Below are 16,205 nucleotides of genomic sequence, written 5' to 3'. Positions count from 1 at the left end.
CATCGTGAGCCACGCCGGCATCGTCATGACGATGACGCGACTTCTTTTGCGGAACGGCCTTCCGAGCCAAGCTACTTTCAGCGTTCGTCGATCGCAACCGCGGACCCTGTCGACGCCGAAGTGGTGTGGTTCAACACCAGCAAGGGTTTTGGCTTTGTCAAACTGCCGGAGGGCACCCAGGCCTATCTGCACATTCGGGTGCTGGAGGCGGCCGGGAGCCGCGGTGTTTCCGAGAGAACGCGTCTCAAGGTCACAACGGAAGAAAGTCCAAGAGGTCATCAGGTCGCGCAAGTGCTGGAGGTAGGCGGTCAGACCGCGAAACCTCAGGTGCATACGCGTTGCACTAGAGGGTCCACCGCCGGGCGAGGCCACGGTCAAGTGGTACAATCCCCAAAAGGGCTTCGGCTTCATTGCACCTGAAAACGGTGAGAAGGACATCTTCGTTCATGCCACCGCGCTGACCCGCTCAGGACTGAGCATGCTGATGGAGGGTCAGAAGGTGTTTGTCCAATGCGGGCAGGGCAAGAAAGGCCTGGAAGTTCGGAGCATTCGCCTCGCTTAGAGCCAAATGCGTTGGCCTACCGAACTCGCGCCTCAGACAAAGAAAAAGCCCGCTACCGGGAGGAGGTGGCAGCGGGCTCGATTTAGAATGAGACGCGGGAGGAGGTGCGCCCCATTCAGCGTCGGCACCACATCTGGGAGGAGTAGATGGCCGACAACATGATCATACCGATCGTCGCGGATATTGCAACGCACAATTTCATCTCGCAAGTGCGAAATCATTCCGCATCCGCTTAGCCGATCCTTAAAAAAGTGCGGTCAGGCTGCGGCTTTCTTGCGGGTACGCGTGGCAGGTGCCGGCGTTTCCGGTTCCTTCGGCTTGCGGCCCAGACCCATCGTCTTGGCCAATGCCGAGCGCGCCGCAGCGTAATTCGGCGCCACCATGGGATAGTCCGCCGGCAGCTCCCATTTCGGGCGATATTCGTCGGGCGTAAGGCCATAGTGGGTAGCCAGGTGACGCTTGAGCGACTTGAACTTCTTACCGTCCTCAAGGCTGAAAATGTAATCGGGTGTAACCGATTTTCTGATCGGTATGGCAGGCTTGAGAGCTTCTGACTTTTCTGGTGCGGCACCACCAGCAGTGCCTTTCAATGCGATGTGTATCTGGCCGATAAGCCCAGGCAGTTTCACCGACGGGAACCGGATTGTTCGAAACATAGGCTGAGACGACATGGGCGGTGAGTTCGATGAGGTTGTCGGCTTTGCTCTCGGTTTCTTCGGTCATGAAAACGCTCCTGCGGAATTAGACTAGCCGGTTAAGAATCACTTCATAGCTTAATAGTGACGACCGCCTTTGATAGCAACCAAGCCATTGCATGATGTGTTGGCGGATCGCTGCACGCCCGGTCGCCGTCACGAATCTTCCTCTTGAACCGTCATCGCCCTGACAACACATTGTGCCAGGGTCGCCGTGTCGATGCGGCGCCTCTTCACCGCAAATTGGCTATTTAGAAAGTTGGGAGAAACCAATGAACGCTGAGGCTTTCAGCAGCCCCCTTTTTGTGAAGCGCGCAACGCACATCATCCAAGAGATTGCCGGCCTTGCGGATGCAATCGATTTTCTCAACGAATGGCCGGAAGACCGCAGAGACCTGATCCACGAAGCCGCCCTGAAGGCATGCTACGATGCATACGATGGGCGCAAGCCGGTAAGCACGGCGCGCAATGCCTTTTTCGGCTTTGCGAAGCGGGTCGCCATATTGGAAGATCCAACCTCCGCCATGCAGTGGATCGCCGCCTGCAGATCGGGCAGTGGAAAAGTGCAGGTGTAGACCTCGACGACATGTTTGAGACTGGCGAGGCGCGTCAAACAGTGCACTATGTCCAGGTTTCACAACTAGACCACGCGAATGAGAAGCAGTTCCTCACCACCGACTGCAAAACCGCAGATCGCACGCAAGCTGACCATGGCCAGACGCGCCTCATGGCGATCGCTTGCCCGCCAATGGCCAGGCTCAGTGGCGCAGGTGCAGCGGTCGCGTTGGCTGAGTAAAGAAATGCGACCCGGGCTGTTTGCCGCATAGTGGCTGTGGAGGAGGGGGATGACCGGGTTGATCAGATTTGAGAGGCCAGTCGTTGTTCAGGTTGGCCGCCGCAGCTCGGAGCGAATCGTGTTCGACGTCAATGACGCAGCCGCTATCTTGCTCCGCGATCTGCATCATGAGACCGACAAACGCAGGATCGCGATGGATGCCTGTCTGCAGGTGTTACGCGGCAAGACCCATTCACCAGCCGCTCGACGAGCTTTCGTCGCAGCCGCGCTCGAAGCACGCATTCTGCGCAGCGATTGAGAATTAGGACGCCGCTCATGAAATTTCGGGCATCTGCGCATCGCTATTGGGCGCGGTCCGGACACCCCTGCCGGCATTGGCCAGGAGCAAGCCAACCCCGCAGTTTCCGCGATGGCTATCCTGGTCCGGCGCGGATCTTCGACCGGCAAAACTCAAGGGGTCAGCCGGCCACTCGGCTTCGCCTTCGCGACGATTATGATTGGAGATAGAGGCAGACGAAGCATCGAGCGGGAGTTGGCCGCCGCAGATGGCAGAGCGTCGATGCAGCCTCAATGATCTCCAAAAGTGCCGTTTGAACCTTCCCCCAGCTTGTGATGCCCGCGCCTTGCGAACCTCGGCTGTTTGCGGGAAGGAGCCGATCGTCGTCGTGGGGAAGGAGAGGGCCACGGGCAGAGAAATTGCGGTTTCGAGATTGTCTCCCAGCGATCCGAAATAGGTAGCGACCACTGTGCTCGCATGATTTGCACCTTTGTCGCAGTCCTCGACCTGTACTCACTCATCTGAAGTTCGCCCTTGTCGAACTCCCAGTCCTTTATTGAAGCCATCGGCATGCCACCCGAGCGCGCTGCGAAGGAAATTGGTGCCAAGACTGATGAGTGCGGCTTGCTCGCGATTGTCCTTGCCGTAGCTGTGCCCGCCGGCGCTGGCCTCGTAAGCGGGATAGCCAAGAGCTTGCAGTTTTGCGGCCATCTTACGCGCATGGCCCGGGTGAACGCGGTCGTCGTGTCTCATGGTGGCGAGCAGGATAGGCGGATAGGGCTGTCCCGGCGTGGCAGTGTGATAGGCGGAGATTTCCTTCAGGAAAGCCCAATCGTCAGCCTTGTCGGGATCGCCATATTCGTCGATCCAGCTCGCGCCCGCCAGGAGTTTGGTGTAGCGGCGCATGTCGATAAGCGGAACCATGCAGAACAGCGCGCCGAAACGCTCAGGATAGCGGGTAAGCATGTTGGCGATCAGTAGACCGCCATTTGAGCCCCCCTCGGCGGCAATCCGCCTCGGCAGCGTAATGCCCCTTCGCACGAGGTCAGCGGCAACGGCGGCGAAATCGTCATGGGCGAGACGCTTGCCCTCCCTCCGCCCGGCATCGTGCCAGCGGGTGCCGAACTCGCCGCCCCCGCGGATGTTCGCCACCACACACGTGCCGCCGCGCTCGAGCCACAGCTTGCCGAGCGAGGAGTAGTAGTAGGGCAGGACCGATTTGCCGAACCCGCCATAGGCGGAAAGGTGAACCGGGGCATCTCCGTTCCCGTTCGCCGGACCAACCTGCGTATAGGGGATCATTTCCTGATCAATCGAGACTGCCTCGTGGCGCGTGACCACCAGTCCGGATGCGTCGAAAGTCTCCGGGTTGCGCTTCAGAATCACTGGAGCACCGATCGGCGGCGCGGCATTGAGATCGAATAGGAAAAGCTGCCGCGGCGTGATCGGGTCCTGAGCCGAAACGAGGACCTCTCCATTGGTCTCGTGAACTGCCGCATCGAGTGACCAGAGGCCAACGGCCCCTTGCGCGGGCACGGTGTCCAGGGCTCGGCGTGTCCATCCTGCGGGCCCGGGGTGCAACACCTCGAATCTCGGAGCGAGGTTCGCCAGGTATCCGATAATGAGCTTCCCGTCATTCCAGAAGAATGACCGCAGGGAGCGCCTCTGGGCTGGCTCAAACAGGGTACTAAAACGGCGCTCGCCGGCCAGGAAAGCGGAAAGTGAGATGCCGATCAGCGCGTCGGCGCAATAGGTTGTGCCGGCAACCGTCCATGCTTTGCGCGGCTTTACCACCAGCCAATCGCCGAAGTTAGCCCACCTGGCGTCCTTGGGAAGGTCGATCTCGATCTTCGGCCCGCTCCTATCACCAATGCGGACTTTCTTCTCGAGCCAGGCCAGCTGCTCGACGAACCACAGGCGCTCGCTCTCGGCGGTACGGTTCAGATGGCCAGACACACCGAGGGCTTCGGAACCGGTCTCGAAGACCACCGGCGCCGCGAGGGGATCCGCGCCACGCTTCCACAGTCGCACGATGCGCGCGTAGCTGCAGCGCGTGGCCATGCCATTGCCAAGCGCACTGGAAAGCAGAAGCGTGTCAGGGTCCAGCCAACTAATGCGGCCTTTGGCCTCTGGGAGATCGAAACCGTCGGCGACAAAGCTCAGAGACCCTAAGTCGAATTCGCGATGCACGACCGCGTCGCTGCCGCCGCGCGACAGGCGCAGAACGGCTCTTTCCCGTCTCTCCGGCTCGATCGACGCGCCGCTCCAGATCCAGTCCTCTCCCTCGCTAGCCGGGAGGGCATCCAGATCGAGCAGTAGCTCCCAATGGGTATCCGCCTGCATGTAGACGGCAAGGGTGATCCGGCGCCACAGTCCGCGCGGATTTCCGGCATCTCGCCAGAAATTGTAGAGGTACTGACCGCGGCGCGTGACCAGGGGAATTCTGTCGGGACGGTCGAGAATGGCTGCCAGCGCCGCCCGGTCGCGCTCGAACTGCATTCCCGCGAAGTGCTTCAGGGTCTTCGCCGACTGGCTGGCGGTCCACGCAAGTGCCCGTTCGGCTTCTACATCTTCGAGCCAAAGATGGGGGTCATCGTCGGGTGCATCCAGCGTTGGACGGAAATCGAGTTCGGTCATGCCCGGACAACCAAAGGAATGAAAGCACAATGGCTTCCGTCTGCTCGGGAACGACCGGCGTTCGCGGCGGCGCCCGCATGTTGGAACAGCGTGATCATCAGGTGGATTCTTCTCCGTCGGCGGCGTCGCAGTGCTTTGCGCATAGGACAGCAACCGTCGTGCCAACTGGGAAAATCGTTTCGAAACAATGTGACCGCTCTGACAGCGCCTGCGTCAGATGTCAGACATCGTCGCGAATGCGACAACGAACGTACCCCGCAATCAGCGGATCAAATTCCAGCGCGATAGCTGACGCCGTGCAGAACTCAAGCAGTGAAGCTCACAGGGAACCTGATTGGCGCCCAACGTCTTCGCTCTGAAGCGCTTCACGCACACGGATTCAATGGCAGACACCATCAGGCAATCGATCCGGTGAGCGACCAAGCTGGCTGCGCCTGTGGTTTTAGCCGCCAGCTGGAAAAAAGCAGAGATCCGAGGAGAACGATGGGGCACTGCTTCGCCCACCTGATGTTATTATGGCCTGCCAGCATTCGGGCGAACACATGGCAGTGGCCGATAGGGCATTCAGCTGCTTGCGAGCCGCCGTTCAATATGCAAGTGCGATAGGGTCTGGAGACAGGGGAGCTCCGGCTCGGCGTACTGTCTATGCGAGACGGCCAATGGTCGGCGATGTTTTGCTGACGCCGCGCATTGGCTATCGGCAAACAATAGACAGTGCGGTGGCAATTCTGCCTGGAGCAATTGGCTGGCGCAGGGACAGGCGGAGCCTGGCCGCGCTCCATCTCCATGCCGATCGCAAACAGCCGCCGTGGGCACCACCCAAAGGAGCGATTGCACGCCTCGCCGTTCGTTTTTGCGTTCGACTGAACAGTCGGCTTAACTGTACAACTATACAGGTGCGCTTGTCGGGCGCCAGCAGGACCGTCACACGACATCGCAATGCCGAGAGGTGGTCGAAGCGTGCACGTCTCGAAAGAGCGGCAATGCGCCTGTGCAGTCTAGGGACAAAGCAGCAGCTCAAGAGAAGGATCGAGGCTTCGTCTTTCATCCGTCTGGACACTTGCCAAGTCGGGACGAGACGCAATCTGAATTCCATCGGAGCACGGCACCGGGGTCATCTCGAACGCCATGCTCGCCTGGATGGCAGGAGGCCAGCACCTTTTCGGTCCAGGCAAGCCGATGCAGAACCGAATCTGCGAAGCCTTGAACGGCCGCAGCGGGGACCAGCGATTGAACTCAGTACGACCTCGATCACACGCGATCAGTGATCGCTAGATGTTCGCCGGATGCCGTGAACGGCGCTCACCTGCGGCCCTATGCCGCCACGCTAACAGCAACACACGGCTGCGCAACTTGACCGGCCCCGGCGATCGCCTGTTGCCCCAATCCGCTCTCTATTCTCAACCGAGGAGCCGGGTGTCAACCGGTGCCAAAGCCGGTCACAGCATTTGTCCCCAGTTCGATTGACGACAATCTGTGTTCAGATCCAGACATGCTAGGGGTTAGGATCGAGCCGGCCAGGGGGCGACTCCTCCGATTTGTGGTCGCTGCTCACAACCCATTTGGTGGCATGCCAATTGCATATTCATAACCATGATACGTGTTCTGAAATGGCCCGTCGCGCGGTCTTAGCCCAGGAGCTCACATGACGTTCGTCCGAACGCAATACAGGCTGCGCATCCTGAGGGACGCCCCAGCTCCGTTGGATCTCGCTGCGGTCGGCAGACAGGATCTGCATCCTGCAGACCGCTTCAGCTGTCAGCTAGGGCTGCCATAAGGGCTCTCGTAAAACAAACATTCATGAGAATTTATGACTCGACCACATGAATATCGGCCGCTTCGCCGGCTCTCCCAACGGCACATAACACCAGATCCTCTTCAAATTCGTAATGATCCAAAAGGAGAACGAAAATGCCTACCTCCGAAAAGACACTGTGGGGCGCTCGAGCCTCCAGAAATTGCGGTCTCATTCGCCACGAACGATGCTTGCTGGGCAGGAAACCACGGCAATCATGATCGCCTGCATTCTGCAGCGGGCGCGGCACATCAATTCGGCTGGTGGCTATCTGCGCGTGCTCACCGACAAGGCCAAGGCAGGGGAGTTTTCGGTCGGGCCGATGCTGATGGCCGCCTTGAAGTCCAACGGGTCGACGTGAAGGATGATGGGATAGGGACTGCTAATCCCCAATTCGCTCACCAGACCTTACTTTTGACCACAGCTTTCGCGTCCAGATCAACCATGTTGTCGGTTTTCAGACCAAGAATAACGTAGCCGCGGCCGAATTGCCGATCAGCGCATTGGCCGAAACCTGCGCAATACCGAGGGCGACATCCTCGCGACCGTTGCCCAATTGAGTGCCGCCCGCGCCTAGGCGCTGGCAAACGCCGCGGCCTATCGCCAAGTCTCAGCGATGAGCTGGGCAAGCTGACGGGGCTTCGACTTGGCGACGCGAAAATACTTCATGTAGCCGCAAATGCACTTTTCCGTTGACGGCACGCTGATCGAGGCGTGGGGCTTTGGTGAAGATCGTGAAACCGAAGGATGCTCGGGGCGAGCCGGGCCCAGAAGGCGGCGGACGAAGCGGGGCCGGACTTCCATGGCCACAGGTGCTCGAATGACAATCTCGCGTCCATCGCTGTGGGTCTCAAGGAGATCATGGCGATCAATGTGCGTCGTTTGCGCCATGAGCAGGACCCTGACGCAAGAAGAGCTGGCTGCGCGCGCTGAACTTAGCTCGCGTTACGTGGGCTCGATTGAACGCGCCCGTGTTTCTGCGAGCGTAAGCGTGCTCGGACGGTTGGCGGCCGCACCGAACGTTGATCCCTGCGATTTGATCAGACTGCCGCGAAAATAGAAGCAATGTTGGCGATCCGGCTGCCCGAAACCGATCATCTGCGATTCGGGGTGCTGCTGAATGGCGCCCGCGCGATTGATATCGCCGCCCTCGCGGTGTTTCGCGGCCATAGCCGCCATGCCTGTTGACGTCCGGGAGAAGAATATCGGCAAGGAGGGCTGGCCGTAGCATTCGATCAACATCGTCAAAGCCATCCTGCTCCAAGTTGCGTCTAAGCACTTCCATTTCAGGCGTTGATCGAGGCCGGGTTGAGCAGGGTACTCTTCCTGGCCCGGTGGAAGCGGGGAGGCCGCCCTTTCGACAACGGCTTCTTCAAGCGTCACCCCAGTATCGGCTGCTGTGCGATGGGTTTCGGATACTGCCCAACAACGCCGCCTCCTCGAATGATCCAGGTCGGTTCGTCTATGCAGGACGGGTAAAAAGGGCGCACGAGACGCCCTTCATTTCAGATCGGCTGCACCAGGCCGGGTTCGCCTCAGAACCGGTAGGTGACACCTGCGCCTATCAACCAGGGATCAAGCTTCGCCTTACCCGTCAGCTTGGCATCGGCTACGGTAACGTCGAAGTCTGGCCTCAGGAAGAGCTTCTTCACGTCGAAGTTGACGCCCCAGTGCCGATCCACCATGTAGTCGAACCCGACCTGCAGCGCAGTGCCGAACGTATTCTTGACCTTCAGAGCGTCGGCGCTGCCGGCATCCTGATTATAGAACATCGTGTAGTTCACGCCGGCGCCGACATAGGGCTTGAAAGCGCCGAAATCGGTGAAATGATACTGCAATGTCAGCGTGGGGGGCAGCAGCCAGACCTTGCCGATGTTCCCCAGCCCGCCGATCGTTCCTCCGCCTGTGATGTCGGCATATGTGGTGGCAAGGATAAGCTCGGCGGCGATGTTGTCCGTGAAGAAATATGAGATATCGAGTTCAGGCGTCACAGTATTCGAATATGAAAGAGCGGAGCCGGGCACGCCGTTAACATAGCCAGAATCCTCAGTGATGACACCCAAGGTGCGCAGGCGAAGCTGCCAGGGGCTTGGCCATTCGGTTACCGAGGCACCCTCGTGCGGTTCGCACGGGTCTTCTGGAGGATCCGCCGCGACTGCCTGCTGTCCCGCCACCATCAGGGCGATGGCCGCTGCTACTCCCCGCGTCAAATTAATTTGCTTCGTTTGCATGATGTTCTCTCCTTGCTCTTCAAAAATGATAGGGTGCACCGCAAGTAGTCACCTGTAGCTACAGACGCTGGCGGGCGTTTTCGTAAACTGTACACGCACTACTGCGCCGTCCTCGCAGTTGCCGTCCGCTGTTCACTTTTTGAGGCGCCGGTTGCGGGTCTTCCTCCACTCACGCCATCGTTTTGCCAGCCGATCGCACTTCGAAGGAAATAGTTGCTCAGGGCAGTGAAGGCGGCCCGCTCCCGGTTGTTCGTGCCGCGGCCGTGGCCGCCCGCGCCGGGCTCGTAGAAGTAAGCGGGATAGCCAAGTGCCTGCAGCTTTGCGGCCATCTTACGTGCGTGGCCCGGGTGGACGCGGTCGTCCCGCATCGTTGTCGCGAGCAGGATGGGCGGGTAGGGCTGTCCCGGCGCCGCCGCGTGATAGGCGGAGATCTCTTTGAGGAAAGCCCAATCCTGCTGCTTGTCGGGATCGCCAAATTCATCGATCCAGCTCGCGCCCGCCAAAAGCTTGGTGTAGCGGCGCATGTCGACAAGCGGAACTGTGCAGAACAGCGCGCCGAAATGCTCAGGGTAACGGGTAAGCATATTGGCGATCAGAAGTCCGCCATTTGAGCCGCCCTCGGCGGCAATCCGCCTCGGCAGTGTGACGCCCCTTCGCACGAGATCGGCGGCAACCGCGGCAAAATCGTCATGGGCGAGACGCTTGCCCTCCCTCCGGCCCGCGTCATGCCAACGGCTGCCGAACTCGCCGCCGCCCCGAATGTTAGCCACCACCGAGGTGCCGCCGCGTTCGAGCCACAGCTTGCCGATCGAAGAGTTGTATTCGGGCAGGAGCGATATGCCGAACCCGCCATAGGCGGTGAGGTGAACCGGGGCATCCCCGTTCCCGCTGGCCGGGCCGACCTGCGTGTAGGGGATCATTTCACCATCAATCGAGACTGCCTCGTGGCGCGTGACGACCAGCCCGGATGCGTCGAAATTCTCTGGGCTGCGCTTCAGGATTGCTGGAGCGCCGAGACGCGGCGCGGCGTTGAGGTCGAACAGGAGAAGCTGCCGTGGTGTGATCGGGTCCTCAGCCAAAATGAGGACCTCTCCGTTGGTCTCGTGCCGTTCCGCATCGAGCGACCAGAGGTCAACTGTCCCTTCACCAGGCACGGCGTCCAGAGCGTGACGCGTCCATTCCTGGGCGCCGGGCGTGAACATCTCGAAACGCGGAACGAGGTTGACGAGGTAGGAGATGATGAGCTTCCCGTCATTCCAGAAGAATGACTGAACGGAGCGCCTATCGCCTGGTTCAAAGAGGGTCCTAAAATCGCGCTCGCCGGCGATGAAGGACGAAAGCGAGATGCCGATCAGCGCGTCGGCCGCATGGGTCGTCCCGGCAACGGTCCATGCTTTGCGCGGCTTTACCGCCAGCCAGTCGCCGAAGCCATCCGACCAGGCGTCCCGCGGAAGGTCGATCAAAATCTTCGGCCCCCTCCTGTCGCCGATTCGGACTATCTCTTCAAAGTGGGCCGGCTTTTCGATGAACCAAACGCGCTCGCACTCCGCGGTACGGTCCAAAAGGGCATACACGCTATTGGACTCGGCAGTCTCAAAAACCACCGGTGCGGTGAGCGGGTCCGCGCCTCGCTTCCACAGCCGCACCGTTCGCGCGTAGCCGCAGCTGGTGGCCATGCCCTCGCCAAGCGCACTGGAAAGCAGAAGCGTGTCGGGGTCGAGCCAGTCAATGCTCCCCTTGGCCTCCGGGAGATTGAAACCATCGGCGACAAAGCCGAGAGACCGCATGTCGAATTCGCGATGCACGACCGCGTCGCTGCCGCCGCGCGACAGGCGCAGAACGGCGTGTTCCCGTCTCTCGGGCTCGATCGACGCGCCGCCCCATACCCAGTCCTCTGCGTCGTCAGCGGCGAGGGCGTCCAGATCGAGCAGGAGCTCCCACCGGGAATCCGCCTTCATGTAGAGGGGTAGGGTGGTTCGGCGCCACAGCCCGCGCGGATTTGCGGCATCGTGCCAGAAGTTATAGAGGTACTCACCGCAGCGCGTGATCTGGGGAATCTGGTCGGGTGCGTCGAAAATCGCTGTAAGCGCGTTCTGGTCGCGCGCGAGCTGCGTTCCACCGAAGTCCCGCTGTGTCCTGGCCGACTGGCTGGCGGTCCAGTCGAGTGCCTGTTCGCCCTCTACATCTTCAAGCCAGAGATAAGGATCGTCGTCGGGAGCATCCGTCGTTGGACGGTAATCGAATGTAGTCATGTGCGGACAACCCGCGGAGTGAAAGCGCAAGTGCTTTGGTCCGCTCGGGAAAGCTCAGTGTTTGCGGCGTCGACTGCAGGTTCGGTGAAGGTGATCATGGATGAGTTCTGTCTCCCAGTCCCAGCGCGGCAATGGCTTTGCGCTTAGGGACTGCATGTGCCGTGCCAACTGGGAGAACGTTTCAGAACAACGCCGTCATGTGATAGCGGCGTATCTCATGTCCGACATTGTCGAGGATCCGACAATCACTGCTGCGAAAACACACCAACGGTCTGCACCTTCACTCCAAAACACGCTCCACGTACCCGGCTTTTAATTGGCTGCCACGCCGTGAGCTGACGCACCATCTGAGCGATCAAGGCGGCTGCGTGGTCAAATCAACACGCCGCAGGCGGTAAACCCGAGGAACAGGGATGGCGACCGGTTGGTCGACCTAGATTTGCGCGGCTCCCGTTCACCATCCGCTTTGAGGTCCCTCAGATCATTGTCGCGGCAGCACGCCGAATTCGAACGCACGCGTGGGACTGGGCAATTTGAAACTGCAGCCCGCATCCAATATGGACGATGGTCAGTAGACCGGACGCTCCGGCTCGGTGAAGTTTTTGGCGAGACGGCCACGGTGTGTCGCTGCCGCTGGCGTTTACGGTATTCCTGCGATGCACATTGCGGAGCAAGTCTGTCCGGGAAATTGGCTGCACCCCGGTCACGGCGCACGGCTTCATTCCATCTCGATAACCGCCGCACAGCACGTTCGGCGTGAGCACAATCAGAAACCATTGCGCGCGTCTGCCGGTCGTTTCTCGGTTGATCAGCTTCACCTGTGCAACTTTACAGGCTGCCACAGCCTGAAGGTTCGCCTCCAATGGCGGGAAATTTCCCTGAGGAGGCCTTTCGATGACCGAGCTCATTGCGCCGTGCGCCACGACAACTTTAACGACAAGCGACGTACCATCCAGCGTCCGCGCAACCGCGTACTCGTGGACGGTCTGGAATGGAGCGCATGAGGAGATAGCGGTCAAGAAGCCGATTCCTCTGACTCGCTCGGGCCGCCCTCCCTGTTGCTGTGCGGTTTTGGCGGTGGGGTCGCTGGTGCGCACCGCTCCCGTCCTGCACAATCCCAATCCCACACGGTGGGACGAAACGGTCGCATCGATGGTCCCATGCTTTGGGCGCCGGTGCTTTGCCAAGTGGCATGACCTCGGACGGCCTCACAGCAATGCCTAGAGTTCTTCTGGCATACGCAGATCAGGCTGAGTGGCAGGATGAAAGATCCTACGACTACACCGCTCGTCTGACGCTGCGCGGCTGGGCTTGGGAGTTCTTGCGCCGCAATCCGGCATTCCAGCGCGATCTTAGCGCTGTTCGCCAGCAGGCCAATGCTCTGTCGCGCGGAGCCTTTCTGGACGTGATTGCGTCGGCAGGCGACCTATCGCAGTGGGGTGTTCTGTTTCGCCGAGTCTTGTGAGCGCAGTGCTGCCGTGTTCTGGTGTCCGCGCGGGTGCGTCCATGTGCTTCCGGTCGTCGCGCAACAGGCGTCTGCATGCTCGACGACATCGCCATTCGACCTGGCGGCGTTGGCGTGTCGTGCAATGGTCCTGCTGGCCCGGGACAAGAGCCAACATGTGCTCCTCGGCAACAGCGAGCATACTCTCCAGCTCGCTGTCGAGGGCGCGGACATCTTGCTGCCTGTTGCGCTGCGCACCGAGGCGATCTGGCCTGCGACGCTTTCGAAGCATCGGCTGAGGGCGCTGGAGTGCCTCAATGCTCTGAGTCTGGATCAACAGCTGCCCGCCCGCTTGTTTTCCGTGGAAAAACGCGGCTCCCGTTTGACCTTCGTCCTTCGTGCGCTCGACGGCTCACTTGCTGGAGCCTCACATCGCGAGCTCGCCGAAGTTCTGGTTGGTCAACGGCGCGTCGACGCCGATTGGAGCGATCCTCGCGATCATCTTCGCGACCGCATTCGCCGCGCCGTCGCTCGTGGCCGCGCGCTCATGAATGGCGGATACAGGGATTTCCTCACATAGTGACGATCCGCCCTGTGCGTTCAGCCGGCGAACAGTTCGCAGCGAGTGCACGGTCGCCGCCAGTTCGCCCGTCGATCTGGCAGAAGCACCTTGCGGGCGCGCTCTGTTCGAGCCGTCAAAGCCGAGATGAAGATCGACTGGGCACTCGGAGGCGTTGGTTCGTACGGACCGGCGTTGAGCTGACATCGGTGCGCTGGAGCAGACAATGTAGAGGACACAAACACAGCGAAGCTAATCCTGGGGAGGCTTTTCAATGGTTTCCCTTTGGCACGGTACATGCAAGGCCATCTGCGAGGCGCGCACGGACTGATCCCCCCTTGGTCCGAATTGGCGCTGCCTTATGCCTCCCAAGGCAGACCCGGCGCCCGGCAGTGACCTCAGTCACTGCCGGGCAAGCGTTTATCCGCCTGGTGCGGCCCGCCTATGAGCAAGTCTTGCGCAGCGCTTGGCCGTTTGGGCCTGCGGCGTCTATGACGAACGTCTTTCTTGATCTCGCCTTTGAAGCTCGTGTGCACGTCGTCTTGCCGCGGCGGCCGGCTACTACGACCGGACACGTCAGAGCGCTTGCAGCGGTCCTGTGCGCAAGCGGTGGTCTTTTCACGCTCAGAGTGCTGGACGACTTCCGACAATTGTGTCGGCTTTGTCGGCTTTGCGACACTTTTGTCTGGCGTCTTGGCCCTTTTGGCTGAAGCCGCTGAGAGCATACTGCAATAAAAAATGCAGTGACTTCTGTTGCGATTGCATCGGCAGAATGGCTCAGTTGCTGAGCAATTATGGAAGCTTGGATCCTCGTGGATCTCACCTTCTCCTCCTCAATGGCCAGCAAGCGTATGCGTAGGCGCGAAGCAGCGGCGGTCCAGCTCGGCGCTTGGATGATGTCGCTGTTGGGGCCAGCCATCGACGATGCCAATTGAGCTCCGCCAGCGTGCAGAATCGACCTGGCTCGTTTTGGCGATTTCTGCGACCGCCGAACTATGCCGAGCGCCTCTTCCGATCTGACGGCGTGGATCGCTTCGTCCCCATTTTCGACCAGGACCGGTCCTGACGTAGTTCTCCCCTTGACGAAGTTGCGCGCTCGTCGGGATGTCGCCCCGCGCTTCCGCGATAAATTGAGCTACACGCGTTTTGGGCTGCCACGTTGCGTCTTGCTCGGCTTGCGGAGCCGCCCGTCGGCTCCCAATCGAGGCCTATATTCGGAGATCGCTTTCGTCCCAATCCGCGAACTTCGCAAGCGGGTTGTTCAGATGCCACCAATGCAGAGGTATTTCATTTCGAGATAGTCCTCGAGACCATGGCGGGACCCCTCCCGCCCGATACCGGACTGCTTTATCCCCCCGAAGGGCGCTGCTTCCGAAGACATGCGCCCCGTGTTGATGCCAACCATGCCATATTCCAATGCCTCGGCCACACGCCAGACACGCTTAAGGTCTGATGCATAGAAGTACGCCGCGAGCCCGTAGATCGTGTCATTGGCATCACGCACGACCTGATCCGCATCGTCGAAGCGAATGATCGGCGCCAGCGGCCCGAATGTCTCCTCCCTCGCCACCGCCATCACGCTGGAAATCCCGGTGAGCACTGTCGGTTCGAAAAACGTGCCTCGCTTGTCAATGCGTTCGGCCCCGCATCGGATTGTGCCTCCTTTGGCAACGGCATCTGCGATGTGGGATTCGATCTTGGCCACAGCGTCCTTGTCGATGAGTGGTCCGATGTCCACTCCTGGAGCGAAGCCGTCGCCAACCGACAATTGCCGGACTCTCTCCACGAATTTTTGAACGAACTCATCGTGAACCTGCGACTGCACGTAAAGGCGGTTCGCCGAAACGCAAGTCTGACCGGCATTGCGGAACTTTGCCTGGATTGCCCCGTCAACGGCAGCATCTAGATCGGCGTCATCGAAGACGATGAAAGGTGCATTGCCGCCCAGCTCCAGACTGACCTTCTTGATCTGGTCCGAACACTGGCGCATCAGCAGACGCCCGACTTCGGTGGAACCGGTGAAGCTGATCTTGCGGACCTTGGGATTGGCGCAGAGTTCGCGGCCAACCGCATCAGCTTTGGACGAATAGATCAGGTTGACGACGCCCTCCGGAAAGCCGGCCTGATGGGCGAGGGCGAACATTGCGCCAGCCACGAGCGGCGTCTGATCGGCGGGCTTGAGCACGATCGTGCAGCCCGCCGCCAAGGCTGGCGAGATCTTGCGCGCCACCATCGAGGCCGGAAAGTTCCATGGCGTGATCGTGCCAACGACACCGATCGGCTGCTTGATGACCAGCATGCGACGGTCCCTCGATGGTGCGGGGATCGTCTCACCATAAATCCGGTTGGCCTCCTCCGCATACCATTGCAGGTATGCGGCCGCATGCGAAACCTCAGACTTGGCTTCGAATAGCGGCTTGCCCATCTCCGCGGTGAGTATGGCGGCGAGGTCGTCGGCGTGTTCGATGATCAACTGATGCCAACGCCACAAAGCGTCACTGCGCTCACGTGCGGTCAGAGCCGCCCATCCAGGCTGTGCGACATAGGCCTTGTCAGTCGCAGCACGCGTCTCTTCGACACCCATATCGGGAAGTTCTGCCAGGACTTCACCGGTCGATGGGTTGATGACCTCAAATGTCCGCTCGCCAGTCGACAGGCCGAGTGCTGGTAGGCGATCAATGGGTCCAAACAGGTCGGGCGATTTCAAGTGACGCATCATCGGCGGGCGCAGGGGCAATACCGGACTCCTCCTCGACGCAGCGGGTATTCTAGCAGGTGCGGTGTGTATTGCGCGCGGCCGCTTCGGTTATAGGGCCTTGATTGGACAGCTGGTAGTCCAATGCAGCCACTACAAAGCCAGCTGGTTTAAAAGTTTCCGGTCAATGGCAGGCGAGATCGTTCGGCCAAGCTTGCACAACGGAAACGGAATCGCCGCCGGCAGGCAGTGCCTGCAGGCG

10 protein-coding genes and 4 pseudogenes are annotated in these 16,205 nt (G+C 60.2%); 7 read left to right on the top strand and 7 right to left on the bottom strand.

Annotated elements, in window-relative coordinates:
• Nucleotides 1-331: 331 nt before the first annotated feature.
• Nucleotides 332-562, top strand: coding sequence for a cold-shock protein (locus H0241_RS35735; RefSeq protein WP_181059362.1), 231 nt, complete (start codon nucleotides 332-334; stop codon nucleotides 560-562).
• Between the two features lie 257 nt (nucleotides 563-819).
• On the opposite strand, the pseudogene H0241_RS19775 reads toward H0241_RS35735, so the two are convergent.
• Nucleotides 820-1,285 (bottom strand): annotated as a pseudogene (locus H0241_RS19775) (MucR family transcriptional regulator).
• 244 nt (nucleotides 1,286-1,529) lie between these two features.
• On the opposite strand from H0241_RS19775, the gene H0241_RS19770 reads away from it, so the two are divergent.
• Nucleotides 1,530-1,832, top strand: a complete 303-nt coding sequence (locus tag H0241_RS19770) for a DUF982 domain-containing protein (protein ID WP_181059282.1) — start codon at nucleotides 1,530-1,532, stop codon at nucleotides 1,830-1,832.
• Between the two features lie 270 nt (nucleotides 1,833-2,102).
• Nucleotides 2,103-2,351 carry a DUF982 domain-containing protein gene (locus H0241_RS19765; protein WP_181059280.1) on the top strand — a complete coding sequence of 83 codons (249 nt, stop codon included), beginning with the start codon at nucleotides 2,103-2,105 and terminating at the stop codon, nucleotides 2,349-2,351.
• A 300-nt stretch (nucleotides 2,352-2,651) separates the two neighbouring features.
• Here H0241_RS19765 and H0241_RS19760 read toward each other — a convergent pair.
• Together H0241_RS19760 and H0241_RS19755 are read right to left on the bottom strand one after the other, a co-directional pair.
• A pseudogene (locus tag H0241_RS19760) lies at nucleotides 2,652-2,759 on the bottom strand (hypothetical protein); the annotation flags it as partial.
• Nucleotides 2,760-2,843: 84 nt separating this feature from the next.
• The gene (locus tag H0241_RS19755) at nucleotides 2,844-4,967 is read right to left on the bottom strand and encodes a prolyl oligopeptidase family serine peptidase (protein ID WP_181059278.1); all 2,124 of its coding nucleotides are present in this window, start codon (nucleotides 4,965-4,967) and stop codon (nucleotides 2,844-2,846) included.
• A gap of 1,991 nt (nucleotides 4,968-6,958) precedes the next feature.
• Between H0241_RS19755 and repC the strand changes: the two are divergent.
• Together repC and H0241_RS19745 are read left to right on the top strand one after the other, a co-directional pair.
• Nucleotides 6,959-7,123: pseudogene (gene repC / locus H0241_RS19750) on the top strand (replication initiation protein RepC); the annotation flags it as partial.
• A 500-nt stretch (nucleotides 7,124-7,623) separates the two neighbouring features.
• A pseudogene (locus tag H0241_RS19745) lies at nucleotides 7,624-7,822 on the top strand (helix-turn-helix domain-containing protein).
• Nucleotides 7,823-8,297: 475 nt separating this feature from the next.
• On the opposite strand, the gene H0241_RS19740 reads toward H0241_RS19745, so the two are convergent.
• The 3 genes from H0241_RS19740 to H0241_RS19730 form a co-directional block, all read right to left on the bottom strand.
• Entirely contained in the window at nucleotides 8,298-8,993 is a 696-nt protein-coding gene (locus H0241_RS19740) for an OmpW/AlkL family protein (RefSeq protein WP_181059276.1), read from the bottom strand.
• A 98-nt stretch (nucleotides 8,994-9,091) separates the two neighbouring features.
• Nucleotides 9,092-11,245 (bottom strand): prolyl oligopeptidase family serine peptidase, encoded by a 2,154-nt coding sequence (locus H0241_RS19735; protein WP_181059274.1) that lies wholly within the window; start codon nucleotides 11,243-11,245, stop codon nucleotides 9,092-9,094.
• Nucleotides 11,246-11,721: 476 nt separating this feature from the next.
• Nucleotides 11,722-12,264 carry a hypothetical protein gene (locus H0241_RS19730; RefSeq protein WP_181059272.1) on the bottom strand — a complete coding sequence of 181 codons (543 nt, stop codon included), beginning with the start codon at nucleotides 12,262-12,264 and terminating at the stop codon, nucleotides 11,722-11,724.
• Between the two features lie 173 nt (nucleotides 12,265-12,437).
• On the opposite strand from H0241_RS19730, the gene H0241_RS36420 reads away from it, so the two are divergent.
• Together H0241_RS36420 and H0241_RS19725 are read left to right on the top strand one after the other, a co-directional pair.
• Nucleotides 12,438-12,710, top strand: a complete 273-nt coding sequence (locus tag H0241_RS36420; RefSeq protein ID WP_407941759.1) for a transcriptional regulator domain-containing protein — start codon at nucleotides 12,438-12,440, stop codon at nucleotides 12,708-12,710.
• Nucleotides 12,711-12,834: 124 nt separating this feature from the next.
• Nucleotides 12,835-13,269: a DUF2285 domain-containing protein gene (locus H0241_RS19725; protein ID WP_235984366.1), complete on the top strand. Its 435-nt coding sequence runs from the start codon at nucleotides 12,835-12,837 to the stop codon at nucleotides 13,267-13,269.
• 1,240 nt (nucleotides 13,270-14,509) lie between these two features.
• On the opposite strand, the gene H0241_RS19720 is transcribed toward H0241_RS19725, so the two are convergent.
• Nucleotides 14,510-15,967 (bottom strand): NAD-dependent succinate-semialdehyde dehydrogenase, encoded by a 1,458-nt coding sequence (locus H0241_RS19720; protein WP_181059360.1) that lies wholly within the window; start codon nucleotides 15,965-15,967, stop codon nucleotides 14,510-14,512.
• Nucleotides 15,968-16,205: the final 238 nt, after the last annotated feature.

Origin of the sequence: Mesorhizobium neociceri (assembly GCF_013520985.1) — a bacterium.
Taxonomy (GTDB): Bacteria; Pseudomonadota; Alphaproteobacteria; order Rhizobiales; family Rhizobiaceae; genus Mesorhizobium; species Mesorhizobium neociceri.
Note: the sequence above shows the minus strand (reverse complement) of the source record. Positions and strands in the feature narration are given on the sequence as shown.